The organism is Tistrella mobilis, assembly GCF_039634785.1.
In the GTDB taxonomy this organism is placed as follows: Bacteria; Pseudomonadota; Alphaproteobacteria; order Tistrellales; family Tistrellaceae; genus Tistrella; species Tistrella mobilis.
Window position 1 is genome coordinate 114327 of sequence record NZ_JBBIAB010000011.1, and the last position, 26310, is coordinate 140636.

25 protein-coding genes are annotated in these 26310 nt (G+C 68.9%); 15 read left to right on the forward strand and 10 right to left on the reverse strand.

All coding sequences use genetic code 11. From position 1 onward, the window contains the following. Positions 1 to 93: 93 nt before the first annotated feature. Entirely contained in the window at positions 94 to 1770 is a 1677-nt protein-coding gene (locus WI697_RS16900) for an EAL domain-containing protein (protein WP_345959250.1), read from the reverse strand. 156 nt (positions 1771 to 1926) lie between these two features. On the opposite strand from WI697_RS16900, the gene WI697_RS16905 reads away from it, so the two are divergent. The 9 genes from WI697_RS16905 (at position 1927) to WI697_RS16945 (ending at position 12980) form a co-directional block, all read left to right on the forward strand. Further along, entirely contained in the window at positions 1927 to 2694 is a 768-nt protein-coding gene (locus WI697_RS16905; protein WP_345959251.1) for a pyrimidine 5'-nucleotidase, read from the forward strand. 74 nt (positions 2695 to 2768) lie between these two features. Continuing rightward, the gene (dapD, locus tag WI697_RS16910; RefSeq protein ID WP_345959252.1) at positions 2769 to 3635 is read left to right on the forward strand and encodes a 2,3,4,5-tetrahydropyridine-2,6-dicarboxylate N-succinyltransferase; all 867 of its coding nucleotides are present in this window, start codon (positions 2769 to 2771) and stop codon (positions 3633 to 3635) included. 50 nt (positions 3636 to 3685) lie between these two features. Then, the gene (gene dapE, locus WI697_RS16915; protein ID WP_345959253.1) at positions 3686 to 4867 is read left to right on the forward strand and encodes a succinyl-diaminopimelate desuccinylase; all 1182 of its coding nucleotides are present in this window, start codon (positions 3686 to 3688) and stop codon (positions 4865 to 4867) included. Further along, positions 4864 to 5469 (forward strand): hypothetical protein, encoded by a 606-nt coding sequence (locus WI697_RS16920; protein ID WP_062761624.1) that lies wholly within the window; start codon positions 4864 to 4866, stop codon positions 5467 to 5469. The genes dapE and WI697_RS16920 overlap by 4 nt, the downstream gene beginning before the upstream one ends. A 113-nt stretch (positions 5470 to 5582) precedes the next feature. Continuing rightward, the gene (locus tag WI697_RS16925; protein WP_345959254.1) at positions 5583 to 6107 is read left to right on the forward strand and encodes a sigma-70 family RNA polymerase sigma factor; all 525 of its coding nucleotides are present in this window, start codon (positions 5583 to 5585) and stop codon (positions 6105 to 6107) included. Then, positions 6100 to 7125, forward strand: a complete 1026-nt coding sequence (locus tag WI697_RS16930) for a FecR family protein (RefSeq protein ID WP_345959255.1) — start codon at positions 6100 to 6102, stop codon at positions 7123 to 7125. The genes WI697_RS16925 and WI697_RS16930 overlap by 8 nt, the downstream gene beginning before the upstream one ends. Positions 7126 to 7209: 84 nt before the next feature. Next, positions 7210 to 9684, forward strand: a complete 2475-nt coding sequence (locus WI697_RS16935; protein ID WP_345959256.1) for a TonB-dependent siderophore receptor — start codon at positions 7210 to 7212, stop codon at positions 9682 to 9684. Positions 9685 to 9688: 4 nt separating this feature from the next. Further along, positions 9689 to 11146 (forward strand): PepSY-associated TM helix domain-containing protein, encoded by a 1458-nt coding sequence (locus WI697_RS16940; RefSeq protein ID WP_345959257.1) that lies wholly within the window; start codon positions 9689 to 9691, stop codon positions 11144 to 11146. Positions 11147 to 11207: 61 nt separating this feature from the next. Continuing rightward, on the forward strand, positions 11208 to 12980 hold the full coding sequence (locus WI697_RS16945) for a methyl-accepting chemotaxis protein (protein ID WP_345959258.1): 1773 nt from the start codon (positions 11208 to 11210) through the stop codon (positions 12978 to 12980). Positions 12981 to 13010: 30 nt separating this feature from the next. Here the strand turns inward: WI697_RS16945 and truA are convergent, their stop codons facing one another. The 3 genes from truA to def are packed head-to-tail and all read right to left on the reverse strand — an operon-like array spanning position 13011 to position 15427. Then, positions 13011 to 13847, reverse strand: a complete 837-nt coding sequence (gene truA / locus WI697_RS16950) for a tRNA pseudouridine(38-40) synthase TruA (protein ID WP_082828212.1) — start codon at positions 13845 to 13847, stop codon at positions 13011 to 13013. Positions 13848 to 13861: 14 nt separating this feature from the next. Then, on the reverse strand, positions 13862 to 14830 hold the full coding sequence (gene fmt, locus WI697_RS16955) for a methionyl-tRNA formyltransferase (RefSeq protein ID WP_345959259.1): 969 nt from the start codon (positions 14828 to 14830) through the stop codon (positions 13862 to 13864). Positions 14831 to 14872: 42 nt separating this feature from the next. Further along, entirely contained in the window at positions 14873 to 15427 is a 555-nt protein-coding gene (gene def / locus WI697_RS16960) for a peptide deformylase (protein ID WP_014746213.1), read from the reverse strand. A gap of 198 nt (positions 15428 to 15625) precedes the next feature. Here def and WI697_RS16965 point away from each other — a divergent pair, with 198 nt between their 5' ends. The 3 genes from WI697_RS16965 to WI697_RS16975 all read left to right on the forward strand — a co-directional run bounded on the left by WI697_RS16965 (position 15626) and on the right by WI697_RS16975 (position 20119). Then, positions 15626 to 16783, forward strand: coding sequence for a DNA recombination protein RmuC (locus tag WI697_RS16965; protein WP_345959260.1), 1158 nt, complete (start codon positions 15626 to 15628; stop codon positions 16781 to 16783). Between the two features lie 125 nt (positions 16784 to 16908). Further along, positions 16909 to 18666, forward strand: coding sequence for a hypothetical protein (locus tag WI697_RS16970; protein WP_345959261.1), 1758 nt, complete (start codon positions 16909 to 16911; stop codon positions 18664 to 18666). 322 nt (positions 18667 to 18988) lie between these two features. Next, on the forward strand, positions 18989 to 20119 hold the full coding sequence (locus WI697_RS16975) for a hypothetical protein (protein WP_345959262.1): 1131 nt from the start codon (positions 18989 to 18991) through the stop codon (positions 20117 to 20119). An 18-nt stretch (positions 20120 to 20137) separates the two neighbouring features. On the opposite strand, the gene WI697_RS16980 is transcribed toward WI697_RS16975, so the two are convergent. Both WI697_RS16980 and recR read right to left on the reverse strand, forming a co-directional pair. Beyond that, positions 20138 to 21430: a glycosyltransferase gene (locus WI697_RS16980; RefSeq protein ID WP_345959263.1), complete on the reverse strand. Its 1293-nt coding sequence runs from the start codon at positions 21428 to 21430 to the stop codon at positions 20138 to 20140. Positions 21431 to 21446: 16 nt separating this feature from the next. Further along, complete coding sequence (gene recR, locus WI697_RS16985) at positions 21447 to 22046, reverse strand: recombination mediator RecR (protein WP_062761363.1); 600 nt, start codon at positions 22044 to 22046, stop codon at positions 21447 to 21449. 156 nt (positions 22047 to 22202) lie between these two features. Between recR and WI697_RS16990 the strand changes: the two genes are divergently transcribed. Continuing rightward, positions 22203 to 22736: a DUF4269 domain-containing protein gene (locus WI697_RS16990; RefSeq protein ID WP_345959264.1), complete on the forward strand. Its 534-nt coding sequence runs from the start codon at positions 22203 to 22205 to the stop codon at positions 22734 to 22736. Positions 22737 to 22743: 7 nt separating this feature from the next. Here the strand turns inward: WI697_RS16990 and WI697_RS16995 are convergent, their stop codons facing one another. Beyond that, complete coding sequence (locus tag WI697_RS16995) at positions 22744 to 23247, reverse strand: Dps family protein (protein ID WP_062761361.1); 504 nt, start codon at positions 23245 to 23247, stop codon at positions 22744 to 22746. Positions 23248 to 23618: 371 nt separating this feature from the next. On the opposite strand from WI697_RS16995, the gene WI697_RS17000 reads away from it, so the two are divergent. Both WI697_RS17000 and WI697_RS17005 read left to right on the forward strand, forming a co-directional pair. Further along, the gene (locus tag WI697_RS17000) at positions 23619 to 24311 is read left to right on the forward strand and encodes an AzlC family ABC transporter permease (protein WP_345959265.1); all 693 of its coding nucleotides are present in this window, start codon (positions 23619 to 23621) and stop codon (positions 24309 to 24311) included. After that, positions 24311 to 24655 (forward strand): hypothetical protein, encoded by a 345-nt coding sequence (locus tag WI697_RS17005; protein ID WP_296716101.1) that lies wholly within the window; start codon positions 24311 to 24313, stop codon positions 24653 to 24655. Before WI697_RS17000 ends, WI697_RS17005 begins: the two co-directional genes overlap by 1 nt. 6 nt (positions 24656 to 24661) lie before the next feature. Here WI697_RS17005 and WI697_RS17010 read toward each other — a convergent pair whose 3' ends face one another. From WI697_RS17010 to WI697_RS17020, 3 genes are read right to left on the reverse strand one after another with little or no spacing between them, the layout of a single operon-like run. Beyond that, positions 24662 to 25063 (reverse strand): VOC family protein, encoded by a 402-nt coding sequence (locus WI697_RS17010; RefSeq protein ID WP_345959266.1) that lies wholly within the window; start codon positions 25061 to 25063, stop codon positions 24662 to 24664. 27 nt (positions 25064 to 25090) lie between these two features. Then, complete coding sequence (locus tag WI697_RS17015) at positions 25091 to 25897, reverse strand: helix-turn-helix domain-containing protein (protein ID WP_345959267.1); 807 nt, start codon at positions 25895 to 25897, stop codon at positions 25091 to 25093. Between the two features lie 16 nt (positions 25898 to 25913). Continuing rightward, entirely contained in the window at positions 25914 to 26237 is a 324-nt protein-coding gene (locus tag WI697_RS17020) for a YbaB/EbfC family nucleoid-associated protein (RefSeq protein WP_014746202.1), read from the reverse strand. Positions 26238 to 26310 lie beyond the last annotated feature (73 nt).

Consider the following 26310-nt stretch of genomic DNA (forward strand, 5'->3'; position numbering starts at 1 on the left):
GTTGACGTCTATTTAAGATCAGAAATCTTGCGAAGATATGAAGATCAGATTTTGGATCACCCCACCCTCAAAAAAATATAGAGGTGAATTTAATCATTTTTGTGAGGTGTTCTGTTCATGGAAGTCCGAGATGTCCACGGATGGCCGTCCGAACAGATAGCCTTGTCCGTATTGCACGCCGTTGGAGCGCAGGAAATTCGCCGTGGCTTCATTCTCGATCATTTCACCGACGGTGATGATGCCCAGGCTGTTGCACAATTGAATGATCGCGCGCAGGAACTTGCGGTCGTCATCGGTCTTCAGCGCGTTGCGCACATAGGATCCGTCGATCTTGACCAGATCGACCTTCAGCGACCGCAGATACTGGAACGAGGCCTGGCCTGATCCGAAATCGTCCAGGCAGACCCGGTGGCCGGCGCGGCGGAGATCCTGCAGGAAGGCGTTGGCGCGGCCCAGATCGTCGATCCGCGCGGTTTCCGTCACCTCGAACATCAGCCGGTCGCGCATGGGGCCCAGCGTCGCCAGCAGCTTGTTGAAGGCGATCACGAAGCTTTCGCTTTCGATCGACCGTGCCGACAGGTTGACGGCCAGCCGCAGCACCTGGCTGCGCTGCTCGGCCCGCTTGATCTTGTCGATCACCATCCGGCAGATGGCGAGGTCGAATTCCTCGATGAAGCCGGCCTGTTCGGCGAAGGTGATCACCTCGAACGGGCTTTCATCGACCCGTTTCAGCCGCAGCAGCGCCTCGTAATGCTCAACCTGACGAGAAGCCAGATCCACGATCGGCTGCAGCGCCACCCGGAAATCCCGCCGGCGGATGATGCCGCGATATTCCGAAATCCGTCGGGCGGTGTCGTCGACCATCTCGCCATGCTGGCGGCGCAGGCTGTTGATCCGGCCCGACAGCTTGCGTTCCTTCAGCTGTTCGGCCACGAAGCTGATCGCGCGTGCGACGTCGGTAGAGCCCAGCTCCGCACCGTCCAGCGGCATGGTCGCCATGCGCAGGCCCAGCACGTCGCCCTTGGGGTCCACGGTGCGGGCCAGCCTGCTCACCTGTTCGCGGAGCTTGGCGACATCGGTCTCGGCGCCGTGGATGACGCTGTAGGTGTCCTGGTCCAGCCGGGCGGCGCTGTCGCCCACCACCGAATTGGCGCGCAGCAGGCTGGTCAGATTGGCCATGAACTCGTCGGTCAGCGACCGGTCGAGCTGCTGACGCAGCAGGCCGAACCGTTCGAGATGCAGCAGGGTCATCTCGTAGTTGGAGCCGATATCATTGGCTTCCTGCTGGCGATGTTTGGCGATCTGGGCGAAGGACCGGGCCGAGATCAGGCCGGTCTCCACGTCGCGCGCCTCGGTCGACACGTCGGTCGCGACCATGTATTTGGGCAGCGACAGGGCCAGAAAATAATGGCCGCCCAGATCCGGCAGCCGATAGCCACTGACGATCGCCCGCCGGGTGACGGCGGAATGCGGGTTGGCCAGCCGCACCATCACCGCTTCGAAGCGGCCGGCGACGCCGGGGCGGTCCAGCACGGCGGTGATCATCCGCCGGTCGTCTTCCGCCACCAGCTCTTCCAGCGCCACGCCGATCAGCCGGTCCTGGTCGCGGCCCAGCAGGCCCGAGGTGGCGCCGGCCACGAAGCGGATGATCCGGGCCTCGTCCAGTTCGAGCAGGATATCGGCAGCCGTGAAGGCCAGCGCGACGAAACGGTCGCGTTCCTGCTTCAGACTGCGAATGGGCTCTGGCGTCTGCACGCTCTGCCGGGACATCGGACCCTTGTCTCGAAAACCTCGTCCCCCGATCTTCCGACAGGAACGTGGTCAAGTATATCTCCAACGTGCGTCAAGGAAGCCTTAACGTCGTATCCGGGATGTGCGGGCGGCGGGCCCGCGCAGGATCTCCTTCGCTTCGAGGAACCGCAGCCGATGACTCATACCCCATCCACACCCCCTGAGGACAGCCTGCTCGGGCCCGTCGCTCTGAAACCGGGCCTGGACTGGTCGGCGCTCGACCATGTCGATACCTGGATCTTCGATCTGGACAATACCCTTTATGCCGCCGGCTCGCGGCTGTTCGATCAGGTCCACCGCCGCATGACCGCCTTCATCATGGAGAGCTTTTCGCTCGACCGCGAGGCGGCGCTGACCCTTCAGCGCGATTATTTCCGCGCCCACGGCTCCACCCTGCGCGGGCTGATGCTCCGCCACGGCCTGGATCCGCATGATTATCTGAACTACGTCCACGACATCGACGTCTCGGTGCTGCCGCCGGCGCCCGAGCTTGGGGCGGCGATCGACCGGCTGCCGGGGCGCAAGCTGGTGTTCACCGCCGGCTCCACCGCCCATGCCGACCGCATCCTGACGCGCATGGGCATTGCCGACCGGTTCGAGGCGATCTTCGACATCGTCGCCGCCGATTTCGTGCCCAAACCCGCGCCCGAGGTCTACGACCTGTTCTGCAGCCGCTATGGCGTCGACGCCGCGACCGCGGTGCTGTTCGAAGACAGTGCCCGCAATCTGGCCCCGGCGGCGGCGCTGGGCATGCGCACGGTCTGGATCAATACCGGCGAGCCGTTCTCGCTGCTGGGATCGAAGGGCGACCATATCGACTGGGTGTCACCGGACCTGTCGCTCTGGCTGGAGGCCTATCTCGCGCATCTGGATACGGCAGGGCAGAACCGGAGCGCACGTTGACACCCGCCCCGCGCGGCCTAAACTGCGATCCGTGCGCGCCTGCGCGCCCCCCAACCTGTCCCGAGGGAGACGACATGACCGCGACCGCCGCACCCGCCACGGCAGAACTGGCCGCCGTGATCGAGGCCGCCTGGGAAAACCGCGCCGAGATCGGCATCGCCACCAAAGGCGAGGTCCGCGATGCGGTCGATGCCGCGCTCGAGGCGCTGGACGGCGGCCGTCTGCGCGTCGCCGAAAAGGCGCCCGACGGCAACTGGGTCGTGCATCAGTGGCTGAAGAAGGCGGTGCTGCTGTCCTTCCGCCTGAACGACATGGCGCCGATCCCGGGCGGGCCCGGCGGCAATGCGCCCTGGTTCGACAAGGTGCCGTCGAAGTTCGAGGGCTGGAACGACAATCGTTTTCGCGCCGCCGGCTTCCGTGCCGTGCCGAACTGCGTGGTGCGCCGTTCGGCCTATATCGCCCCCGGCGCCGTGCTGATGCCGAGCTTTGTCAACATCGGCGCCTATGTGGGCGAGGGCACCATGGTCGACACCTGGGCGACCGTCGGCTCCTGCGCCCAGATCGGCCGCAATGTCCATATCTCGGGCGGCGCCGGCATCGGCGGCGTGCTGGAGCCCCTGCAGGCGGGCCCGGTGATCATCGAAGACGGCGCCTTCATCGGTGCCCGCTCGGAAGTCGCCGAAGGCGTGATCGTGGGCGAGGGCGCGGTGCTCTCGATGGGCGTCTTCCTCGGCGCCTCGACCAAGATCGTCGATCGCGAGACCGGCCAGATCCATATCGGCAAGGTGCCGCCCTTCGCGGTGGTGGTGCCGGGTGCCCTGCCCGGCCGGCCGCTGCCCGACGGCACCCCCGGCCCCAGCCTCTATTGCGCCGTGATCGTGAAGACGGTCGACGCCCGCACCCGCGAGAAGACCGGCATCAACGAGCTGCTGCGCACCTGATCGCCGGCCGCGCCGCCCCTGATCTTCCAACCAGACCGGATCCCCGCCCCATGGCCGTCATCGACACCCTCGACCTCGCCCGCGACCTGATCCGCCGGCCGAGCGTGACCCCGGCCGATGCCGGCGCGCTCGACGTGCTCCAGGCGGCACTCGAGGGGTTGGGCTTCACCTGCCATCGGCTGCCCTTCGAACAGCCGGGCTGGGATCCGGTCGACAATCTCTATGCCAGCATCGGCGATCGCGACGGCGATCTGCCGGTGCTGGGCTATGCCGGCCATACCGATGTCGTGCCGGTGGGCGATGCCGCCGGCTGGACGGTCGATCCCTTCGGCGCCGAGGTGATCGACGGCCATCTCTACGGCCGCGGGGCCGTGGACATGAAGGGCTCGATCGCCGCCTTCGTGGCGGCGGTCTCGCGCTATATCGCAGGCGGCGGCAAGCCCCGGCTCGCGCTGGTCATCACCGGCGACGAGGAACGCGACGCCATCAACGGCACGGTCAAGATGCTGGGCTGGATGCGCGAGCGGGCCGAGCGCATGGATCACTGCCTGGTGGGCGAGCCGACCAACCCGATGCGGCTGGGCGAGATGATCAAGATCGGCCGGCGCGGCAGCGTCACCGGCCATCTGACCGTCTATGGCATGCAGGGCCATGTGGCCTATCCGCATCTGGCCGACAACCCGGTGCCGCGGCTGCTGAAGATGCTTTCAGATGTGGTGGAGCACGAGCTGGACCAGGGCACGCCCTATTTCCAGCCCTCCAGCCTGCAGGTCACCACCATCGATATCGCCAACCCGGCGACCAACGTCATTCCCGGGATCGCCAAGGCGAGCTTCAACATCCGCTTCAACGATCTGCACACCCCGGCCAGCCTCGAAGCCTGGCTGCGGCGCAGTTTCGATGCGGTCGGCGGGCGCTGGGAGATGGATTACCGCATCACCGGCGACGCCTTCGTCACCGAGCCCGGGCCGTTCTCGTCGCTGGTGGCCCATGCGGTCAAGGCCGAGACCGGGCTCGATCCGGATCTTTCCACCACCGGCGGCACCTCGGATGCCCGGTTCATCAAGGATTACTGCCCGGTCTGCGAGTTCGGCCTGATCGGCCAGACCATGCACAAGACCGACGAGCGGGTGCCGGTTGCGGCGCTGGAGGCGCTGTCGCGCATCTACGAGCGGGTGATCGCCGACTATATGGCGACGCCGCCCGCCCGGACCGGCACGAGCGGAGCGTGAGCGCCGGCGGCGGCGATCTGCTCCGCGGCATTCGCGGAGGCCTTGGCCTCGCCCGGTTCGACCGGCGGGCGCTGGAGCTGTTGCGGATCGACGTCGGCGGTTTCTGGCACTCGTTCATGGCTCTGCTGCTGGCGGTGCCCGGCTATCTGCTGCTCTACAGCCTGCCGGTGCCGGGCGAGGGGCTGACGCCTCCCTCGCCCGATGAAGAGGCCGCCGCCGACGTCATCGCGACCATGGCCGCCGGCACCGATCATTTCGGCCTGCTGGGCGATGTGCTGGTCGATCTGCTCGCCTGGGCGAGCTTTCCGCTCGTGCTGCTGATCCTGGCCCGGCGCACCGGTGTCGACCGGGGCTTCGTGCCCTATGTCGTCGCCCGCAACTGGCTGTCGATGGTTCAGGTCTATGTCATGGTGGCGGTGATCGCGACCGCCGGCGTGCTGCCGGCACCGCTGGCCGGCCTGCTCACCACCCTGGCGCTTGCGGCGCTGATCGGCATGGAATGGTTCATGACCCGGCTGACCCTCGGCCTCAATTCCGGGGCGGTGACCCTGATCGTGCTGATGGCGATCCTCTGGCCGATCCTGCTGGCCCGGCTGCTCTGACCGCGCTGGCCTTGTTCCGGGACCGGATGGTGAAACGGGCATTCCACTCGATATTGATACGCACTCGCATTCAGGCTAGGGTTCAGCCCTGAATGATTTCCGGTGCGGCTGCATTGACCCACGATCACGGCAAACTGGCGCTGTTCATGGCCCATCGCGCGGACCTGATCGACTATGCGACGTCGATCACGGGCGGCGATCGCGCGCGGGCCGAGGATGTCGTCCAGGATGCCTTCCTGCGCTTCGTGCCCGCAGGCCAGACCGATGCGGCGCTGGATCAGCCGCTGGGCTATCTGTACCGGATCGTGCGCAATCTGGCGCTGGACTGGAGCCGCCGGCGGGCGGTGGAGGTCCGCAACCAGGACGAAGGCGCCCCCTGGTGGATGCTGCCGGCCGTGCCGCGCACGCCCGAGGAAGAGGTCACCCATCGCCGCACGCTGGCGCGGATCGTGACGGTGCTGAACCGGCTGGAGCCCGATATCCGCATCGCGGTGGAGATGCACCGGTTCGGCGGCCATACGCTGGGCGAGATTGCCGCAAGGCTGGGGGTGTCGGTGCCGACCGCCCATCGGATGGTCCGCGGCGCCCTGATGCAGATCGCTGCGGCGATCGGGCCGGATGATGCCGGCCATGGCTGAGGACCCGGTGCTCGAAGCGGCATTCGACTGGCTGCTGCGCCTGCAGGACACCCCTGAGGATCCGGCGGTCCGGGCCGGCTGGCAGGCCTGGCGGCGGTCCGATCCGGCGCATGAGGCCGCCTGGGCGCGGGTCTGCGGGACCTGGCGCGATCTGGGCGAGGCGGGGCCTCTGCGGGTGACGCCTGTGCAGGCCGATACCCTGCCGCCGGTTGGCGATACCAGGCCGCAACCGCCGCGCCGGCCCATGCAGCGCCGGCCCATGCAGCGCCGGCCCATGCGGCACAGGGCCATGCGCCGCGGGGCCATGATGGCGGCGGCCGCCGCGGTCGTTGCGATGGTGGCGGTCGCGAGCGTCAGGCCGGGCGGCTTTGCCGGTCTCGGCGCCGATGCCGCGACCGGTGTGGCCGAGACCCGCCGGGTGGTGCTGGCCGATGGCAGCCGGGTGGAACTCGACGGCCGCACCGCGATCCGCAGCCGCTTCGACGACGGCCGGCGCGAGGTGACCCTGATCGATGGCGGCGCCTTCTTCGACGTGATGCCCGATCCCGCCCGGCCCTTCATCGTTTGGGCCGGCGATGTCGCGGTCACCGTCACCGGCACCGCCTTCGACGTGGCCGCCGATGGCGGCCGGGTGGTGGTGGAGGTGGCGAGCGGCACCGTCCGGGTGGCGCCGGCCAGGGGCCGGCGCGTGGAGCAGCTGGCGGCCGGCGACCGGCTGGCGGTCGATACCGCAAGCGGCGCCGTCACCCGGGGGCGGCTGGCGCCCGAGGATGTCGGTGCCTGGCGGGACGGCCGGCTGTTCGTCTCCGATGCCACGGTCGCCGAGGTGGTGGCGGAATTGCGGCGCCACCAGCCGGGCTGGATCCTGATCACCGATGCGGCACTCGGCGCCCGCCGGGTGACCGGGCTTTACGATCTGCGCGATCCGCAGCGGGCGCTGAAGGCGATGATGCGGCCGGTCGGCGGCGAGGTCCGCGCCTTCGGCCCGCTTCTGACGCTGGTCACCGCCGCGGGCTGAGAGGCCCGGTCATTTTTTCCTGAAAAGAAAAATCGAGCCGTCCGTTGTTGGGATGAGAACGCAAATGATCCGCATTTGCGTGAGATGATCTCCGACGAGGAAGGGTTCGACGGTATGCGGGATGGGGCAGGGCGGGTAACGATCGCCGCCGGGGTCGGCTTCGGGCTGATGACGGTGCTGGCGCCGGTCGGGCTGGTGGCCCTGACGGCCGGGGCGTCGGTGGCGGTGGCCGCCGGCATGGACCGGATCGCCTTCGACATCCCGGCCCGGCCGCTGGACGAGGCGCTGGCCGCCTTCGGCCGTCAGGCCGGGGTTCAGGTCAGCGGCGCGGCCGAGGTGGTCGCGGGGCGGCGGGGCGGCGCGGTGCAGGGGCAGTTCAGCGTCGACGAGGCGCTGGGCCGGCTGCTCGCCGGCACCGGCATCGGCTGGATCACCGAGGCGGACGGCACCGTGACCCTGCTGCCGGCCCCGCCATCCGACGGGACCACCCGGCTCGACCCGCTGACCGTCACCGGCAGCCGCCGGGCAGTTGAGACGGCGACCGGCCCCGTCGAGGGCTATCTCGCCACCCGCAGCTTCACCGCAACCAAGACCGATGCGTCGATCCTGGAGACCCCGCTCTCGGTGCAGGTGGTGCCGCGCGACGTGATCGAGGATCAGGGCTCGCTCAACCTCAAGGACGTTTACGAGAATGTGAGCGGCGTCCAGCAGGCGGGCAACACGCTGAACGCCCAGTCCGAAGTCCTGCCGATGATCCGCGGTTTCGAATCGCCCGGCCTGCTGCGCAACGGTCTGCGGGCGACATCGACCGGCGCGGTCGATCTGGTGAATGTGGAGCGGGTCGAGGTGCTGAAGGGGCCGGCCTCCATCCTCTATGGCGCGCTGGAGCCGGGCGGCGTGGTCAATGTCGTCACCAAGCGCCCGCAGGCCGAGGCGGCCTATGTTCTGGAGCAGCAGCTCGGCACCGACGAGCTGTTCCGCACCTCGGTCGACCTGACCGGGCCGGTGACCGCCGATCGCGACCTGCTCTACCGGCTGAACGCGGCTTATACCGATGCCGGCTCGTTCCGCGACGAGATGGAGGTCGACCGCTATGCCGTGGCCCCCAGCCTGCTCTGGCTGCCGGATGACGACACCGAGCTTCTGGTCGACCTTGCGGTGGTGCACGAGGAACAGCCCTATGACACCGGCATCCCGCTCGGCACCGACGGCCGGCCGCTGGTCGATCCGTCGACCTTTTTCGGCGATCCCGATCTCGACGGGCGGACCATCGACGACTACACCGCCGCCTATCAGCTGACCCACCGCCTCGACGACACCTGGACGCTGCGCAACCAGCTTCAGTTCCACCGCGCCGATGCGAAGAACGAGGCGCTCCGGCCGCGGGGCGTCGTGGACGATCCGGCCGGTGCCCAGCTGCGTTTTCGGTACCAGAACGAGGATCGGCGCGAAGACGAGATCCAGTTCGTGCTCGATGCCACGGCGGCGTTCCAGACCGGGACGGTCGATCACGAGGTTCTGCTGGGCGCCGAACTCATCCGCCAGGAGTCCGATTTCCGGCGGTACCGGGCCAACGCTCCCAATGTCCCGATCTCGAACAATCCGCAGGTCGATTATCAGCCGCCGAGCGACCAGCCCAAGGACCGGATTCAGGGCAAGACCGAGTGGGCGGGGTTCTACCTTCAGGACCAGGTCTCCCTGCTCGACGATGGCCGGCTGAAGCTGCTGCTCGGCGGTCGCTACGACGTCGTCCACCAGGAGAATGAGAGCGGCGGGGTTGCCGCACCCGATGTCGATGACGGCGCCTTCACCGGCCGTGCCGGGCTGCTCTACCGGCTGACGCCGCAATATTCCGTCTATGCCAGCGTGACCCAGTCCTTCCTGCCCCAGACGCCGGGAACACTCGATCAGTCCGGATCGCCCCTCGATCCCGAAGAGGGGCTGCAATACGAGGTCGGCGCCAAGGCGGCCTTCTTCGACGAGCAGCTTCTGGCGACGGTCTCGGTCTTCCAGATCGAGAAGGAGAATGTCGCGGTCTTCGACAACGCCTTCTACAACGCGACCGGCGGTTCGGCCTATATGGCGGATGTGCGCGAGCGCAGCCGCGGCATCGAATTCGATCTGACCGGCCAGCTGACCGACGGGCTGAAGGTGGTGGCCAATTATGCCTTCACCGAAACCGAGACCCTCTCCAATCCGGACGATCCCTCCGCGGTGGGCCAGCCGCTGGGCGGCGTGCCCCGCCACAAGGCGCGGCTGTGGATGAGCTATGACTTCCAGGAAGGCGACCGCGCGGGCGGGCTCGACCTCTATGGCTGGGGGCTCGGCGGCGGCGTGCGCTATACCGGCACCAGCACGGCCCAGTTCGACCCCAGCATTGAACTCGACGACTACATCGTGACCGATGCAGCGCTCTGGTATGCCTGGGGCGGCGGCCGGGTCGGGCTCAATGTCTACAACCTGTTCGACGAGGCGTATATCGTCCGCGCCAGCGACCGGTCGATCGCCCATCCGGGCCAGCCCTTCGCGGTGCTCGGCTCGCTGACGCTCAGGTTCTGAGCCGGTGCCGCCGATCGACCGCCCCGCCGGCCGTGCCCGCACCGGCCTCTTCAGCCGCAAGGGTCTGTTCCGGATCCATGCCTGGATCGGGCTGGTCCTCGGCTATCTGCTCTATGTGATCTGCCTCTCGGGCACGATGGCGGTCTTCGGCCATGAACTCGCCTGGCTGGGCGATCCGGCGAAGCGGGTCGCGGCCCCGGCGGCCGGCACGCCGCGGATGTCGTGGCAGGGGCTGTACGACCGGGTCGCCGCCGCCCATCCGGATCTCAGCATCCTGGGGCTCGCCATGGATCCGGACGCTCTGCGCCGGCCGGCCTGGGCGCTGGTGGCGGGGCGGGACGGCGATCTCCGCCGGGTGCCGGTCGATCCCTGGACGGGGGAGCCCGGCCCCCAGAAGGCCGGGCTGGACCTGCATCTCTGGCTCAGGGTTTTCCACAAGCAGCTCTATGTCGTGCCCGGCGTGACCGGGGTGCACGGGGCGCTGATCGTGGGGGCGCTGGCCCTGCCGCTGCTGGTGGCACTGGTCACGGGGGTCATCACCACCCGCCGCTGGTGGCAGGCGGCGGTGACCCTGCGCCCCGGCCGCAGCGCCCGGCTGTTCTGGTCGGATCTCCATCGTTTCGCGGGCGTGTGGTCGATGCTGATCGGCATCCTGATCTGTCTGACCGGGCTCTGGTATCTGGTCGAGACGGCGGCCGATACCGCCGGCACGGGCTTTACCGAAGGCCCGGCCCTCCCCAGGATCGCGGGGGCACAGGCGCAGGCGGCTCCGCCGGTCGATCTCGATCTGGCCGTGGCGCGTGCCGCAGAGACTTTTCCGGCGCTGGTGGTAACGACCATCCTTCCGCCCCGCCGGCCGGGCCATCCGCTGGTGCTGGCGGGAAGCGGGGATGGCGTGCTGCTGCGCGACGGTACCGAGGGCGTCGCCCTGGACCCCACGACCGGCGCCGTGCTCCAGATCCGCGATGCGGCGGGGCTGACCCTGCTTCAGCGCTGGGTGAACACCGCCGATCCGCTGCATTTCGGCACCTTCGGCGGCGTGGCGACCCGCATTCTGTGGCTGGTGGCGGGGCTGCTGGTCAGCGCCGGCATCCTGGCCGGGCTGATCGGGGCCTGGCTGCGGCTGGACCGCCGGCAGGCCGGAGGCCCCCCGGGCCGGGTGCGGATCGGCCGGGTGCGGATGGGCGCTCTTGCCACCATCCTGCCCTGTCTGGGGCTGCTTCTGGCCGCCATCCATGGCAGCTGGGTCTATGGCGTGGTGGCGGCCCGGCCGAAGCTGCTGCCGGGCGAGGTCGCCTCAATCGGGCTGGCCCCGGGAGAGATGGCCATCCTGGTCGTGATCCTGGCGGCGCTGGTGGCGCCGCTGCCGCTCTGGATCAGGCTGACCATCCGGCGGCAGGCGTCCGTCAAAAGTCCGGCAGGTGGGGCGGCGACGAAAATTGCATCACATCTTCACCATTAACTGTTCTTGGAAATTGTCCTGCGTATAGTCCCGGCCGTCTGGACAGTGAAGGCGGCGATCGATGCGCATCTCGTTGAGCTCAAAAATCATTCTCGCCAACGCCCTGATCCTTGGCGTCCTGGCGGTGGCGACGACGGTCATGATGCTGGGGGCGCGCGAACAACGCCGTCAGATGGAGGTCGCCACAGCCGCCGCCGGGCTGGCGGCGGGCGATGCGCATGATCTGGTCGCCACCGTCCAGCGGGTGAACATCGATATCGTTCAGATCCAGCAGTGGCTGACCGATGTCTCGGCCACCCGCGCCCAGGACGGCCTGGATGACGGTTTCACCGAGGCCGCGGATGCGCGGGCGCGGGCGACAAAGGGGCTGGCCGAAGCGCGACGGATCGCCACCCGCATCGGCGCGCGCGAGGTGGTCGCCGATATGGATCGGGTCGCTGCCGCCCTGCCGGGATTTTACGAGCTGGGCGTCGCGATGGCGCAGGCCTATGTCCGGGACGGGCCCGCCGCCGGCAACCGGATGATGGTTCATCTCGACAGCCAGACCGAAGAACTGTCCGCCGCCCTGACCGCGGTCGTCGACGGTGTGGAGGCGATCGCCAGCGATGCCCGCAGCCGGATGGAGACGGAGCTTGCCGCCGCCGGCGGCATCGCCGATCGCTCGGCCCGGACCGCGGTGATCCTGTTGATTGCCGGTGTCGCGATCGCCCTGCTGGTGATGGCGGTGCTTCACCGTCACATTTCGGTGCCGCTGGCCCGCATGACCGGGGTGCTGGGCCGGATCGGCGAGGGCGATCTGTCGGTCACCGTGCCCGCCGCCGGCCGCCGCAGCGACGAGATCGCCGATATGGCGCGGAACCTGGCCCTGCTGCACGAGCGCACGGCCGAGAACCAGCGCCTGCGCGACCAGCAGGCCGAAACCCGGCGGCGGGCCGACGAGGCGCGCCGGGCGGCGATGGCCCGGATGGCCGAGACGGTGGAACGGGAATCGCGCGTGGCCGTCGATCGGGTCGCCGGGGATGCCCGCACCATGGACGAGGCCGCACGGGCGATGGCGCTGTCGGCGCAGGGTGTCGGCAGCGATGCCGGCAATGTGGCGGCGGCGGCCGGCCAGGCGCTTGCCAATGCCCAGGCGGTGGCCAGCGCCACCGAGGAACTCAGCCTGTCGATCCGCGAGATCGCCGGTCAGGTCGACCACGCCATGTCGGTCAGCCGCGACGCGGTTCGCCATGGCGAGCATACCCGCCAGACCATCGACAGCCTGAGTGCGGCGGTCGGCCAGATCAGCGAGGTGGCGGGGCTGATCCGCGACATCGCCGAGCAGACCAATCTTCTGGCGCTGAATGCGACGATCGAGGCCGCCCGTGCCGGCGAGGCCGGCAAGGGGTTCGCGGTGGTGGCGAGCGAGGTGAAGGGGCTGGCCAGCCAGACCAGCCGGTCGACCGAGGTGATCACCGCCAAGATCGCCGAGATCCAGGCGGTGACCGGCACGGCGGTGGAGGCGGTGGCCGCGATCGCCCGGGCCATCGGCGAGATGGACCATGTCTCGGCGACGATTGCAGCCGCGGTCGAGCAGCAGACGGCGGCGACCGAGGAAATCGCCCGCAATGTCGACCAGACGGCGACCGCCAATCGCGAGGTCGCCCGGCGCATCACCACCGTCTCGTCCGAGGCGGAGGCATCGGGCCGCAAGGCCCTGACGGTGCAGGAGGTGTCGGCAGAGGTCGCCCGCGGCGTGCGCGATCTGCGCGAAGCCCTGGTGCGGGCGGTACGCACCGCCACCGACGAGGCCGAGGGTGGTGCATCCCCGGAAAGCAGCTCCGGCCGGGGCTGACCCGGTCTGCCCAGATCAGTCGGGCCAGGATCAGTCGCCGTCGACCTCGTCCGGATCGTTGCCCGCCGCTTCGGCGTCCACGGGGCGGGCGCGGCGGCGGCTCGCCATCTCGGCCCAAAGCTCCGGCGGCGGATAGGCGACCAGGTCCAGGCACAGCCCCTGGGGCGGTGCGGTCTGGCCGGCGGCGGCGCGTTTGCGGGCCTGAAGCGCCCTTGTGACGTCGTCGGGCGTCCAGCGGCCCCGGCCGACCATGGCGAGCGTGCCGACCATGATCCGCACCTGGTTGTGCAGGAAGGCCTGGGCGCGGGTGCGGATCAGCACCTCGTCGCCCGCGCGCCGGATGGTCAGCTCGTCGAGCGTGCGCATCGGCGATTTCGCCTGGCAGTCGGTAGATCGGAAGCTGGAGAAATCGTGATGGCCCAGCAGCCGGGCGGCGGCGGCGGTCATCGCCTCCAGATCCAGCGGCCAGGGCACATGCCACAGCCGGTTGCGGTCCAGTGCCGGCTGTGCCCGGCGGTTCAGGATCCGATAGGTATAGCCACGGCCGATGGCGGTGAAACGGGCGTCGAAACTGTCCGGCACCGCTTCGGCATCCACCACCGCCACCGCTTCCGGCTTCAGAAAGTGGTTGATCGCCGACATGGTGGTGAAGGGGCTGTCGGCGCGGGGCAGATCCACATGCACCACCTGGGCCGAGGCATGGACGCCGGCATCGGTGCGCCCCGCCGCGCGGAGCGTGCAGGGGCTGCCGGTATAGGCTTCGATCGCCTCTTCCAGCACCTGCTGGACCGAGGGCAGCCCGTCCTGGCGCTGCCAGCCGACATAGCCGGTGCCGTCATATTCGACGGTGAACTTCCAGCGCTGCATCCGCGGCGGCTGCATCAGCCGAGCCGGGCGCCGGGGGCAAGCGCCGGAAAGCCGCGGGCCAGATCATCCAGGGTCATGGGCTTGCGGCCGGCGCGCTGGGCCCGGATCAGCCTCAGCGCCCGACCGTCGCCGCAGGCGACCGACCGGCCGTCGGCCAGCAGCGTGCCGGCCATCGTGCCGGCCGGCACCGCGGTGGCAGAGGGGGCCGCCTCGATCAGCCGCAGGCTTTCGCCCTCCAGCTCGAAGAAGGCGCCGGGCCAGGGGGTGAAGGCGCGCACCAGCCGGTCGATCCGTGCGGCATCGGCCGTCCAGTCGATCCGGCCTTCGGCCTTTTCCAGCTTTTTCGCATAGGTCACGCCGGTTTCCGGCTGCGGTTCAGCGGTGATGCTGCCGTCCAGAACCCCCGGCAGGGTGCGGGCCAGCAGGGCCGCGCCGTCGGCCGCCAGCCGGTCGTGCAGCTCCTGCGCCGTCATCCGCGGGCCGATCGGCACCCGGCAGGTGGCGAGCATCGGCCCGGTATCCAGCCCGGCTTCCATCTGCATGATGGTGACGCCGGTTTCCGCATCGCCTTCCAGCAGCGCGCGGTGAATGGGCGCGGCACCGCGCCAGCGCGGCAGCAGAGAGGCATGGACGTTGATGCAGCCATGGGCCGGCGCATCCAGCACCGGCCGGGGCAGGATCAGCCCATAGGCTGCGACCACTGCGACATCGGCGTCAAGATCGGCGAAAGCCGCGCGGTCGGCCGGATCGCGCAGCGTCGCCGGCGTGCGCACGGGGATGCCCAGCGCTTCCGCCCGGGCCGCCACGGGGGTGGGCTGCAGCTTCTGGCCGCGCCCGGCCGGCCGGGCCGGCTGGGTATAGACGCAGATCACCTCATGCCCGGCGGCAACCAGGGCATCGAGCGAGGGGACGGCGAAATCGGGCGTGCCCATGAAAACGACGCGCGCCCGGTGCGGGGCGCGGGCGGGGGTGTCGGTGCTCATCGGGCGCGCGGATCCGGTTCGGTTCTGTGGAAGAGGGGACGTTCAGACTGCGGCGGTGATCGGCGCCTTCTCGGGCTTGTCGTTGCCCAGGCGGCGGGCCTTGACCAGCTTGCGCAGGATCATGTTGCGCTTGATCGACGACAGATGGTCGACGAACAGCACCCCGTCCAGATGGTCGATCTCGTGCTGGACGCAGACCGCCAGCAGGCCGTCATCCTCGATTTCCTGCACGGCGCCGTCGCGGTCCAGATAGCGCACCCGCACGGCGGCCGGCCGCACCACATCGGCGTAATGGCTGGGCAGCGACAGGCAGCCCTCTTCATAGGTCTTGTCCTCGTCCGAGACCCAGACGATTTCAGGATTGGCCATGAAGAGCGGCGTCGGCTCCTTGCCTTCGCGGCCCCAGCAGACGTCGATCACGATCACCCGCTGCAGCACGCCCACCTGCGGCGCCGCGAGCCCGATCCCCTCGGCGGCATACATGGTCTCGAGCATGTCGTCCATCAGCCGGCGCACGTCGTCGTCGACGCGCGCGACCGGGGTCGCGGTCTTGGTCAGGCGCGGATCGGGCGCGGTGAGGATGGGCATGATGGCCATGAGAGGTCACGACTCCAATTCTGTTCAAGGGTTAGGTATTACGGCGACATCGCGGGGTCAAGATCGCCCGGCGCCGGCCAGCCCTGCATCGGGGTGCGCGCGGGGGCCCGGCCCGCTTGTACCGGGGCCCGTGCCGGCGCATGATCCCGCCCCCGGCGACCCGTCCGGGCCCTGTTTCATCCGGGAGACGACCCGCAGATGCCTGATTTCGCCAGCCTCGACCCCGTTCCGCTCGCCATCGCAGCCCTGTTGCTGGTGGTGCTGGTCGCCGGCGGCTGGGTTGCGGCGGCGGCCGCCCGCCGGGCCCGTGCGGCCGAGGATGCCGCCCTCGACCAGGCGGAGATCCTGGAACGGCTGGCGGGGGATCTGGCCCGTGCCCAGGCCCAGCAGGCGGGGCGGATGGAGCAGGTGGTGGCGGCCCTTGCCGCCCAGCAGGCGCAGGTGGATGCCCGGCTTCAGACCCAGGAGCGGATGATCGCCGAGACGGTGGATGCCCGCCTGACCACGCTTTCGGCCCGGCTGGAGCATCGCTTCGATCTGGAAGGCACCCGTGCCGCCCAGGCGACGGCGGATCTGCGCGCCCGGCTGGCGGTGATCGATCAGGCCCAGCGCAACATTGCCGATCTGGGGCAGAAGGTGGTCGGGCTGCAGGACATCCTGGCCAACAAACAGGCCCGCGGCGCCTTCGGCGAGGTCCAGCTTGCCGATCTGGTCGGCCAGATGCTGCCGCCCGGCGCCTATGCGATGCAGGCGACACTGTCAAACGGCCGCCGCGCCGACTGCCTGATCCATCTGCCGCATCCGCCGGGGCCGATCGTCGTCGATGCCAAATTTCCGCTGGAAAGCTTCCATCTGCTCCGCCAGGCCGACAGCGATGCCCGGCGGACCGAGGCGGCGCGCGCCTTCCGCACGGCGGTCATGGCCCATGTGAAGGCGATTTCGGACCGCTATCTGATCCCGGGCGAAACCGCCGACGGCGCGGTGATGTTCCTGCCGTCGGAAGCGGTTTATGCCGAACTGCACGGCAATTTTCAGGACGTGGTGGAAAAGGCCTTCCGCGCCCGGGTCTGGATCGTTTCTCCCACCACGCTGATGGCGACGCTGACCACCATCCGGGCGGTGCTCAAGGATGTGCGGGTGCGCGAGCAGGCGGCCGAGATCCGTGCCCAGGTCACCGCCCTGCTCGACGATCTCGCCCGGCTCGACGACCGGGCGGCGAAGCTGGTCCGCCATTTCGAACAGGCGGCAGAGGATCTGCGCGGCGTCCGCCTGTCGGCCGACCGGGCCGCCCGCCGGGCGGAGCGCATCGACGCCCTGCAGCTGGGCGACCGGGGCACGGAGGACGAGGTCGGCTGAGGGTGCGCCGTTCTGTTGCAACATGTTGCAACAGAAGACGAATCGGGAAGACGGACGCCGCTTGCCATGCTGGGCGATGCCGAAGGTGCCGACGGGGCGCCTTCCATCCCAGGAGCAAGAGGCCGATGGCCATCTTCACCTATCAGACCGTCGCCGCGATGCAGCAGCCGCCTGTGGGGGCCCTGCCGAGCCCGGGCGACGTGGCGATCGTCGCCGGCTACCACATCTACGACGATGATGGCGGCGGCACCTTCCGTCTTGAAGTCCCGACCGGCCCGTATGCCGACAGGATCGACGAGGGCATGGTCTTCGACTGCGTCAACTCCGACACCGATACCCGGATCGGGGTCTGGCGCCGGATCGATCAGGGGCCGGTGCGGACGGCCTGGTACGGCATCGGCAATGTCAGGGCGAATGGCGCCACGACGGTGACGGTTTCCCAAACGGCGGCGCAGATCGAGCGGGCGATCAATGCCGCGGGATTCGGTGGTGTCGTCGTCTTCAGCGGAACGATCACGCTGGACCGTACCGTCCACATCCCGACAACCACTCAGCTGAAGGGGGAAGGCGAGGGCTGGGACCGGCCGCTGATCAAGGCGGGGGAGAATCTCAAGGTCATGTTCACCCGCGCGTCATCCACGCGCATCTGGGTCACGGGCATCAGTTTCGAAGGCTGGATCGACGGCAACGCAGCCCTGCCGGCGGGAATCTCGACATCGGTGAACGGCTATGGGGCGCGGACCATCGGCTTCGTGCTCTGCAACACCACCAACCGGGCCGACCTGGACAGTGAGTTCGCCTTCTGTCGCTTCTACAACATGCGCATGGGCATTGTCGGCTTCGGCCGCAACTTCCTTGTGACCCGGACCCATTTCAGTTCGTGCCGCTATGGGATCGTGATCCATCCAGCGGCGGTGTCGACGACCACCGATGTCACGATCCGTGGGTTCAATTTCATCGCCAACCGTTTCCACGGATGTGGCGGTCCCCGGCAGCAGGCTGACGTGGTGCTGACATCCTCCGTGACCGCCCAGGACACGGGGCTCGGCCCGTTCGAGGTTGGTGACATCGTGGTCTATCGGGCAGGAACTGCTCCGACCGGCCTCAAGGACAACGTGCTCTATGTTGTCGGTGCGGACGGTGTTCTCTATGACCGGGCGTCGCCAAACATGTACATCATACAAGAAGAGAGCGAGGAGAACGAGGAAGAGAGCGATGAAACGCCGGAGCCGATTGATCCGCAGGCGATTACTCCTGAAGCCTGGGGCGCAGTTGCTCAGACGTTTCAGACGGTGAGTGGTGGCGGCCTCTTCGACCGTTCGTCGACCTGCATCATGGTTGCAGGGCTGTCCGACGCCCTGAAGGGCGGGCTGATCGCCGACTGCTATGCCGATGATTGCCGCCGCTTCTATCACGGCCCGATGGGCGATATGCGGATCACCGGCGTGACAGGTTATCGGGGCTATGAAACGCTGGTCGAAACGGTGCCCGAAGGTACACCCACGGCGAGCAAGGCGATCAATGGTGCGATCACCAACTGCCAGTGGACCTGTGATCTGGCCAGCCCGACCACCTATCGGCATGGTCCCGCCATTCTGATCCATGGTTCGGGCGTCCAGGTCTCGAACAACCTCATCGCCAACTCTGTGGAGCATGGGCTTTATGTCCGGGCGGACGACTGCCAGGTGACTGGCAATATCGTGCGGCGTTCGGGAACTGCTGCGGCTCCCTTCCCCGGCATCCGGGTGACAGGCACCGGCTGTCTGATCGATGGCAATCTCATTGATGGCTATGAAGGGGCCCCGGGGCTCGACCTGCCGTCGCCGACGACCAGCATGGTGGGCACGAACCGGATTGCCGCCTATCCAGCGGGCACTACCTGAACCCATCCGACCGATCGATGACATTCCCATTACGGTTGCACATGATAATTATGATTCTTTTATGAGTTGAATGAGTCCGTCTCCCATGAAACCATGAAGTCGACCGGATGGATGGGGTCCTCCGGTCTCTCAACCAAGGGAGACGTGTCATGCAGAACCGTAAGAAGAACGCCGACTATCTCGGCAGCCTGCTGGGCTGATCCAGCGGCCTTCTCATCCGTTGATTGACGGATGCGGGGTGGCGTGGTGCGCGCACGCAGCGTGTCGCACCACGCCACTTGATGAAGACTTGCATGTCATGTGATCAGGCAAGAGGTGGGCAATGGACCGGATCATCATCGACCCGACCGCGATGCGGCAGTTCGGCGACCCGGAGGGCGCCACCTTCGTTTTCGTCACCAACCGGTCGGCAGCCGATCGTTTCGAGGTCCGGCTGGGGCGGGGTGGCGGTGGCTATGCCGGTGACATGACGCTGTTCTACGAGAAGGGGCAGTCCTTCTCCGAGCTTCTGGACCAGATGCCCGAGACGGCGCATATCCTGGTCATCTCTCCCGACGTCTATTACAAGTCGCCGCCGGCCGGCACGATCGGTGCCCGGCGCAAGCTTCTGGCGCTGGCCTGCAATTCGACGCCGACCGACATGGACAAGCTGGCCCACGGCATCCGGATGATCGAGGCGACCGACCCGGCCGCCCAGCAGGAGCTGGTCGATCGGTTCTTCGCGACGGCCGAGCAGTCGGCCTTCATGGAGATCGTCGATCCGCGCTACGGCACCCGCGCCCGCTTCGACCACATGTCGGACAAGTATGTCTGGAACGAACAGGCCGGCTTCCTCGGCTGGGGAGAGCAGCAGCTGGCGCCGTCGGGCGAAGTCAGCGCCCTGCCGCTCGACGTCTATGATTACAGCGCCGATCTCTCGCTCGGCATCGACGGGCAGATGGTGATCGAGGGCTATCCGATCCTGCACAACGGCGCCCCCAGCTATCATCCGGCCGATCAGGCGCGGATCCACAGCCGGCTGGCGGCCATGCAGCGCGGGCCGATGCTCGCCACCATCGAACGCGGCCATATCGTCCGGCTCGAAGCCCTGGCGCCCGAAGCGACGCCGGCGGTGGAGATGCTGGAGCGGATGTTCGATGTCGACAGCCGCTACCGGATCATGTGGGAGTTCGGCTTCGCGGTGAACTGCACGCTGGAACTGTATGACGCCAACACCGCGATCAACGAACTCTATGGCGGTCAGACCGGCACCATTCATATCGGCCTGGGGCTGACACCGCACACCCAGTATCATCTGGACATCGTCTGCCCGGCGACCACGATTCTGGGCGATCGCGGCCAGCATATCTTCGGGCCGCGTGCGGAAGAGATCATCGCAGGCACCGCCGCCACCGGCCGCGCGGGGTCTCTGGTCCGCATCCGCAGCGCCGCCTGCGGCTGCGTCGCCGCCTGACCGGCGACGCCTGCGGCGTCACCTGCCGCGGAGCATGTCTTCTATCGCCAGCATGGCCGCATGCGCGCCGTCTTCGGCGCGCAGCCTGCGGCCGATCCGGCGGGCGGTGTCGGTCAGCGGGCCGTGGCGGAGCGCGCGGCGGATCGTGCGGCCAAGCCGGTCGCCGGTGCCCAGCCCCCCCGCCGCCAGCTGGCGCAGCCCGGGCCCGCGCAGGCCATAGCCGCCGTCCACGGCCCGGGCCGCCCAGAAGGGCTGATCGGCGCCCCAGGGGCAGATCACCGCGGCGCGGCCGGCCATCAGCCCGCTCGCCAGCGTGCCCACCCCGCCGTGATGAACCACCAGATCGACATGCGGGAAGACCCGGGCATGGGGCATGCGGTCCAGCACCAGCACCCGGTCGCCGGCCAGGCGGTCCAGCGCCCGGCCGTCGATCCCGCCCCAGCCGGTGGTGACCAGCGCCGCCACGTCGGCGCGCTCGATCGCGCGGGCCAGAGAGCGTGCGACGCCGTTGCCGTCCACCCCGCTCATGCTGCCGAACCCGATATGGATCAGCGGCCGCCTGCGGGCGGTTGCGCGGGTGGCGAAGGCCGCCGCCTCGATCGGCAGGCCGGTATCGGCCGCCGCATCGTTTTCCGCACGCCAGAAGCCGGTGGTTGCGACCTCGGGCCCCCAGTCGTCGATGCGCGGCAGCAGGGCCGCGGAAAAGGCGTTGAGCACCAGCCGGGCCGCGGGCGGCGGTGCCTTGCGCCTGGGGGGCAGGCCCAGGCTTTCCGCCCGCCAGCGATCGGTGCGGCCGGCCAGCGGCCGGGCGAGCAGGGGGGTGAGGCAATAGCTGGCCCGGTTCGCCCAGGGGCCCATGTCGCGGGCGAACAGGGCGGCATTGGGCACCACGGCGGTGGGGGCGATGCAGGGCAGCAGCGCCACCTGCGCCCAGGGCACTTGCAGCGTCTGGGCCAGATCGGCGGCGCCGGTATATTTCGGATGGGCGATGATCGCGTCGGGCCGGAAGCTACGTCCGCGGGCGGTGGTCTCGAACAGCGCGTCGACAACGCGGGTCAGCGTGCCCGCCCGGGTCAGCCGGTCGATCAGCCCGGGCAGGCCGGCGGCATGGGCTTGCCCCTGCCGGGCCATGTCGCGGAAATCGATGGCGAGTTTCAGATGCTGCGCGCCGCTTTCGGCGACCATCTCCGCATCGCCTGCGGGGGCGGCCAGCCCCACCTCGTGACCGCGTGCCACCAGCCGCGCCGCCAGATTGACGAAGGGGCGGACATCCCCCTCGGTTCCGGCGGTGAGCAGCAGCAGGCGGGCCATCGGCGCGGGCGTTCCCTCAGACCGGCCGGCGCGCCTTGAGCGCCGCCTGAATGGTGCCGTCATCCATATAGTCGAGCGCGCCGCCCACCGGCATGCCATGGGCCAGGCGGGTGATGTTGGCCTCGGGCGCCGCCTCCGCCAGCCGGTCGGCGATGTAATGGGCGGTGGTCTGGCCGTCGACGGTGGCGGGCAGGGCCATCACCACCTCGGTGATGCCGCCCTCCGCCACCCGGGCGGCCAGCCTTGGGATGCCCAGCTCGTCCGGGCCGATGCCGTCGAGGGCCGAGAGCGTGCCGCCCAGCACGTGATACCGGCCCCGGAAGGCGCCGGCCCGCTCCATCGCCCACAGATCCGCCACCTGTTCCACCACGCAGAGCTGGGCCGGGTCGCGCCGCTCGTCCGCGCAGACCCCGCAGGGGTCGCGGGCATCCAGATTGCCGCAGATCGTGCAGCTTTTGACCTCGGCCGCCGCCTTGGCCAGCGCATCGGCCAGCGGCATCATCAGCGCCTCGCGCCGCCTCAACAGGGTCAGTGCCGCGCGCCTGGCCGAGCGCGGGCCCAGCCCCGGCAGGCGGGCGAGCAGGGTCACGAGCTTCTCGATCTCGGGTGCGGCCATGGGGTCTCGTGGGTCCGGAGCGGGGCGTATCGGGGTGGGGCGGGTCGCGTCGGGGCGGGCGGATGCCGACTATAGGTCAGTCTTCCGCCGCTTCCTAGGCCCGCGGCCGTGCGGCGGCACTGGACGCCCGGGGCGGAGGATTGCAGGATCGGGGCCATGACCCGTCGACCGCCCTATCAGGAAGCCCTGCGCCGGATCGGCTATCCCGGCCGTCTGGCGGGTTTCGATCCGCATCCGGCCGGCACGCCGCCGCTTGGCCTCGACCGGGCGGAGAGCGATATCGACCTGCTGTGCCATGCCCCCGATCCCGAAGCGCTGGCGGCGGTGGCCTGGGCCGATTTCCGCCACCTGCCCGGCTTTTCGGTGCATCGCTGGTGTGGCGACGGCCGGCCGGTGGTGGTGCGCTTCGTCTCGGCCGGCTGGCCGGTCGAAATCTTCGGCAGCCCGCTGCCGGTGGCGGAACAGCCGGGCTGGCGCCATTTCGAGGCGGAGCGCCGGCTGCTCGCCCTCGGCGGGCCGGGTTTGCGGCGGCAGGTGATCGGCGCGCGCGACCGCGGCCTCAAGACCGAGCCCGCCTTCGCGGCGGTGCTCGGTCTGGATGGCGACCCTTATGCGGCGATGCTGGCTGTGGCGGATCTGGACGATGACGGGCTCCGCCGCCTGCTCCGGCGGGCGAAGGTCAGCGTCTGAGCCGGGCTCAGCCCTCGCGCGCGGCCTCGAACAGGAACCAGGCGCGCTGCTCGGCAAGATCGGTCCACTCGTCCAGGATGCCGGAGGTGGCGTTGTCCTTCGCCTCCTCGACGATCTCCTTGGCCTCGCGCAGCTGCTTCACCAGGGCCAGATTGTCCTCGCGCAGCTCCGCCAGCATGTCGCGGGCCGACACGAACTCGGCGTCGTTGTCCTTGATCGACTGCAACTTCGAGATGTGGCCGATCGAGCGCAGCGTGGTATGGCCGATCTTGCGGACCCGTTCGGCGATCTGGTCGGTGGTGCCCAGGATCTGGGTCGCCTGCTCGTCGAGCAGCAGGTGATAGTCCCGGAAATGCGGGCCCGACACGTGCCAGTGGAAATTCTTGGTCTTGAGGTAGAGCGCGAAGCTGTCGGCCAGAATGGCGTTCAGCACCTCGGCCACTCCGCGGGCATTCTTGCCGCCGAGATCGGACGGGGTGGCGAGGTCGGCGGCGGGCGTTTTCTTCGGCATGATGCTCGGGCTCCGTGTTCCGGGTCTGGAGGGGAAATCCGCCGGGACATGGGCCGGTTCCGGCCTGTCCCGCCCCTGACATGTCGGGCGGCCACGGCTGCCGTACAAGCCCGGAGGATGGATGGCTGGGCGGCATGAATGTCATGACACCCGGCCGGGCACCCGTGCTGGGCGTGACCATCGCATGACGCGAATGCATAATATTTATGTTTTGATTCGAGATTGAAGTTTGAACGCGCAGGTCTGATCCTGCTCCTCCCCGAGGGGGCTCTGACGGAGGAGGCAGGCCTGTGACTTCAGATCGCGTCGCTGACCGCGTCGTTCCGGCCGGACAAGGGGGGCGCCGTCATGTTCTGGCCCGGACATGGCCCGTGGGGCTTGCCCTCATGCCGGTGGGGCTGCTGTTCGGGGTTCTGGCCGGTGCACAGGGCTGGGCTGCGTCGGAGATCCTGGCGGTGAGCCTGATCGGGTTTACGGGGAGCGGACAGTTCATCTGGCTGCGGATCGCCGGCGAGGGCGGCGGGCCGGTTGCGGCCTTTGCCGTCATCCTGCTGATCAATCTGCGGTATCTGCCGATGATCCTGACGGTGTCGGCGCCGTTTCGCGGTCAGGGGCCGCTCAAGGGCCTGGCGGCGCATATGGTCTCGGACGAATCCTATGCCGTGGAAGGGCCCGGCGACGACCGCCCGGCGCGGTGGGCGATCCGGGCCGGCATTTTCCTGACCTGGGCAGCCTCGACCACCGCAGGCGGGTTGCTGCTGCCGGTGATCGCCGGCAGCCGGGCGGCCGAAACCCTGGCTCTGCTCGCCTTCTTTCCGGCCAGCCTGCTGCTGTTCACCCTGTCGGTTCTGCGCCTTGAAGCGGCCGCACGCACGGCCACCGGCCGGCTGGCGACCCGCATGGTGACGACGATCGCGGCCGCGGCGGCGCTGGTGCTCGTGCTCTATCTGGTGCTCGGCCCGCAATGGTTCTGGCTGCCGGGCATTCTGGCCGCCGCGGTTCTGGTCGACCGGTTCGCCTTTCCAACGACGGCCAGTCCGAACGACGGATCGGGAGGCGCGTGATGACCGACGGATCAGAGCTTGTGCAGATGTGGGGGGTGCCGCTTACCGGCATGATCCTGCTTGGCCTGGTGTCGGTGCTGGTGCGGGTGCTGCCTGCCTATCTGCCGTTGCCGACATCGCCGGCGACGCGGCGGCGGATCGAGGTGGTGCTGCCGGTCGCCGTTTTCGTGAACCTTGCCGTCTATTGTGCAGCCGGAGAGATCGGCACGGCGGCATGGCCGGCGATTGCCGGTTTTGCCGCCCTGGCCGCGCTGTTTCCGCTGCGTCGGCGCCTTCCCTTTATCGTGCTGGTTCTGATTCCGAGCGGGGTTTATGTGGTGGTGCTGCGCCTGGCGGAGGGGTGACCGGCCCTATCCGCCCACCGGGCCGCAGACCTCGATCAGCAGGCCGTCGGGGTCGTGGAGGAAGGCGACCAGCTGGCCCCAGGGCTGGCGGACGGGGGCGACGGCGAGTGTGGCGCCGGACGAGACGGCGCGGGCGACGGTGGCCTCTACCTCGGCATCGGGGACCACGAAGGCCAGTTCGGTGCCGAAGGGCGGGGTCTGGCCCGCGGTGCCGGGGTCGACGCCCAGCTCGCGGATCAGGCCGGGGGTCGCGAAGGCGAGGGTGGTGGTGCCGGTGTCGAGTTCGATATAGCTGCCGCTTTCATGGATCAGCCGGGCCGTGAGGCCGAAGACGGCTTGGTAGAAGCGGGCGCTGCGGGCGACGTCGGGGACATGGCGGATGACATAGCCGAGCGTGGCGGGGGTCATGGTCTCTCTCCGGGGTTGGATACCGGATCAGTCTGCCCCCCGGGTGGGGTCGGCGTCTTGAAGCTTTCGGACACCCAGCTCTGCCAGCAGCCGGCCGGTGGAGAGGCCGGTGAGGGCGCGGGTTTCGCGGGTCATGTGCGGCTGGTCGGCGAAATTAGCCGAAACGGCTAATTCGGCGAGAGAAATAGTCGGATCGGCCATTGCGGCGGCGAGCAGCCGCTGCAGGCGGAAGATCCGGGCGAGGTGGCGGGGGGAGAGGCCGGTGGCGCGGCGGATGGCGCGGTCGAAGCGGCGCTGTCCGAAGCCGTGGGCGGCGGCCGTGGGGCCGACCAGCGCCGGGGCGTCGAGGGCTGCGAGTGCGGCCGCAAGTGCCGGGCCGGGCAGGTGGCGGCGGCGGGTTTCGGCCAGGCCCGCGAGTGCTGCGGCAAGTGCCTGGCGGGACCGGGCATCCCGGGGGCGGTCGAGCAGGTGCCGGGCGGCGTCGCGCAGGGGCTGCGGCAGCAATGGGGCCGCATCGGGCGACTGGCCGAGAAGATCGCGGGGGGTACAGTCGATCAGGGCGCCGAGACAGCCGGGGCGGAAGCGCAGGCCCAGGCGCTGCCGGCCGGGCCGGTGGTCCACCATCCGGGCGACGGGATCGGTGCCGGCCAGGATGAGTTCGGGATCGGCACCACCACCCCAGGCCAGGATCAGATCCATGCAGCCATCAGGCAGAACCCGGAACGGGGCCGCGGGCCCGGCGGCGGCCCGCGACGACCACACCGCCCGAACCAGCCCGCCAAGGGCCGGGGGCGGCGGGGTCTCGACATAGGCGGCCCCGCCGGTATCGGTCATGGGTCTGCCGACGGGATCAGAAGGGCAGGTTGCCCATGCCGGGGATGTTCAGCCCGCCGGTCATCTTCTGCATCTCGTCGTTCACATAGGTCTCGACCTTCTTCTTCGCGTCGTTCACCGCCGCGACGATCAGGTCTTCCAGCATCTCGACCTCTTCCGGATCGACCAGCTTGGGATCGATCTTCAGGCTGCGCAGCTCGGACTTGCCGGTCATCACCGCGGTGACCATGCCGCCGCCCGACTGGCCGGAGATCTCGACCTTGGCGAGCTGCTCCTGCATCTCGGCCATCTTCGACTGCATCTTCTGGGCCTGCTTCATCAACTGGCCGATGTTGCGCATCACAAGGGCTCCTCGGGTCGGGATCGGATGTTGGCTGCTATATAAAGGCGGGGGGCGGCCGGCGCCAGCCCCG

What these genes read in the sequence shown, in the direction of transcription:
- WI697_RS16900 (WP_345959250.1), bottom strand. Translation starts at nt 1,770, where the DNA reads ATGTCCCGGCAGAGCGTGCAGACGCCAGAGCCCATTCGCAGTCTGAAG.
- WI697_RS16905 (WP_345959251.1), top strand. Translation starts at nt 1,927, where the DNA reads ATGACTCATACCCCATCCACACCCCCTGAGGACAGCCTGCTCGGGCCC.
- dapD (WP_345959252.1), top strand. Translation starts at nt 2,769, where the DNA reads ATGACCGCGACCGCCGCACCCGCCACGGCAGAACTGGCCGCCGTGATC.
- dapE (WP_345959253.1), top strand. Translation starts at nt 3,686, where the DNA reads ATGGCCGTCATCGACACCCTCGACCTCGCCCGCGACCTGATCCGCCGG.
- WI697_RS16930 (WP_345959255.1), top strand. Translation starts at nt 6,100, where the DNA reads ATGGCTGAGGACCCGGTGCTCGAAGCGGCATTCGACTGGCTGCTGCGC.
- WI697_RS16935 (WP_345959256.1), top strand. Translation starts at nt 7,210, where the DNA reads ATGATCTCCGACGAGGAAGGGTTCGACGGTATGCGGGATGGGGCAGGG.
- WI697_RS16945 (WP_345959258.1), top strand. Translation starts at nt 11,208, where the DNA reads ATGCGCATCTCGTTGAGCTCAAAAATCATTCTCGCCAACGCCCTGATC.
- truA (WP_082828212.1), bottom strand. Translation starts at nt 13,847, where the DNA reads ATGCAGCGCTGGAAGTTCACCGTCGAATATGACGGCACCGGCTATGTC.
- fmt (WP_345959259.1), bottom strand. Translation starts at nt 14,830, where the DNA reads ATGAGCACCGACACCCCCGCCCGCGCCCCGCACCGGGCGCGCGTCGTT.
- def (WP_014746213.1), bottom strand. Translation starts at nt 15,427, where the DNA reads ATGGCCATCATGCCCATCCTCACCGCGCCCGATCCGCGCCTGACCAAG.
- WI697_RS16965 (WP_345959260.1), top strand. Translation starts at nt 15,626, where the DNA reads ATGCCTGATTTCGCCAGCCTCGACCCCGTTCCGCTCGCCATCGCAGCC.
- WI697_RS16970 (WP_345959261.1), top strand. Translation starts at nt 16,909, where the DNA reads ATGGCCATCTTCACCTATCAGACCGTCGCCGCGATGCAGCAGCCGCCT.
- WI697_RS16975 (WP_345959262.1), top strand. Translation starts at nt 18,989, where the DNA reads ATGGACCGGATCATCATCGACCCGACCGCGATGCGGCAGTTCGGCGAC.
- WI697_RS16980 (WP_345959263.1), bottom strand. Translation starts at nt 21,430, where the DNA reads ATGGCCCGCCTGCTGCTGCTCACCGCCGGAACCGAGGGGGATGTCCGC.
- recR (WP_062761363.1), bottom strand. Translation starts at nt 22,046, where the DNA reads ATGGCCGCACCCGAGATCGAGAAGCTCGTGACCCTGCTCGCCCGCCTG.
- WI697_RS16990 (WP_345959264.1), top strand. Translation starts at nt 22,203, where the DNA reads ATGACCCGTCGACCGCCCTATCAGGAAGCCCTGCGCCGGATCGGCTAT.
- WI697_RS16995 (WP_062761361.1), bottom strand. Translation starts at nt 23,247, where the DNA reads ATGCCGAAGAAAACGCCCGCCGCCGACCTCGCCACCCCGTCCGATCTC.
- WI697_RS17005 (WP_296716101.1), top strand. Translation starts at nt 24,311, where the DNA reads ATGACCGACGGATCAGAGCTTGTGCAGATGTGGGGGGTGCCGCTTACC.
- WI697_RS17010 (WP_345959266.1), bottom strand. Translation starts at nt 25,063, where the DNA reads ATGACCCCCGCCACGCTCGGCTATGTCATCCGCCATGTCCCCGACGTC.
- WI697_RS17015 (WP_345959267.1), bottom strand. Translation starts at nt 25,897, where the DNA reads ATGACCGATACCGGCGGGGCCGCCTATGTCGAGACCCCGCCGCCCCCG.
- WI697_RS17020 (WP_014746202.1), bottom strand. Translation starts at nt 26,237, where the DNA reads ATGCGCAACATCGGCCAGTTGATGAAGCAGGCCCAGAAGATGCAGTCG.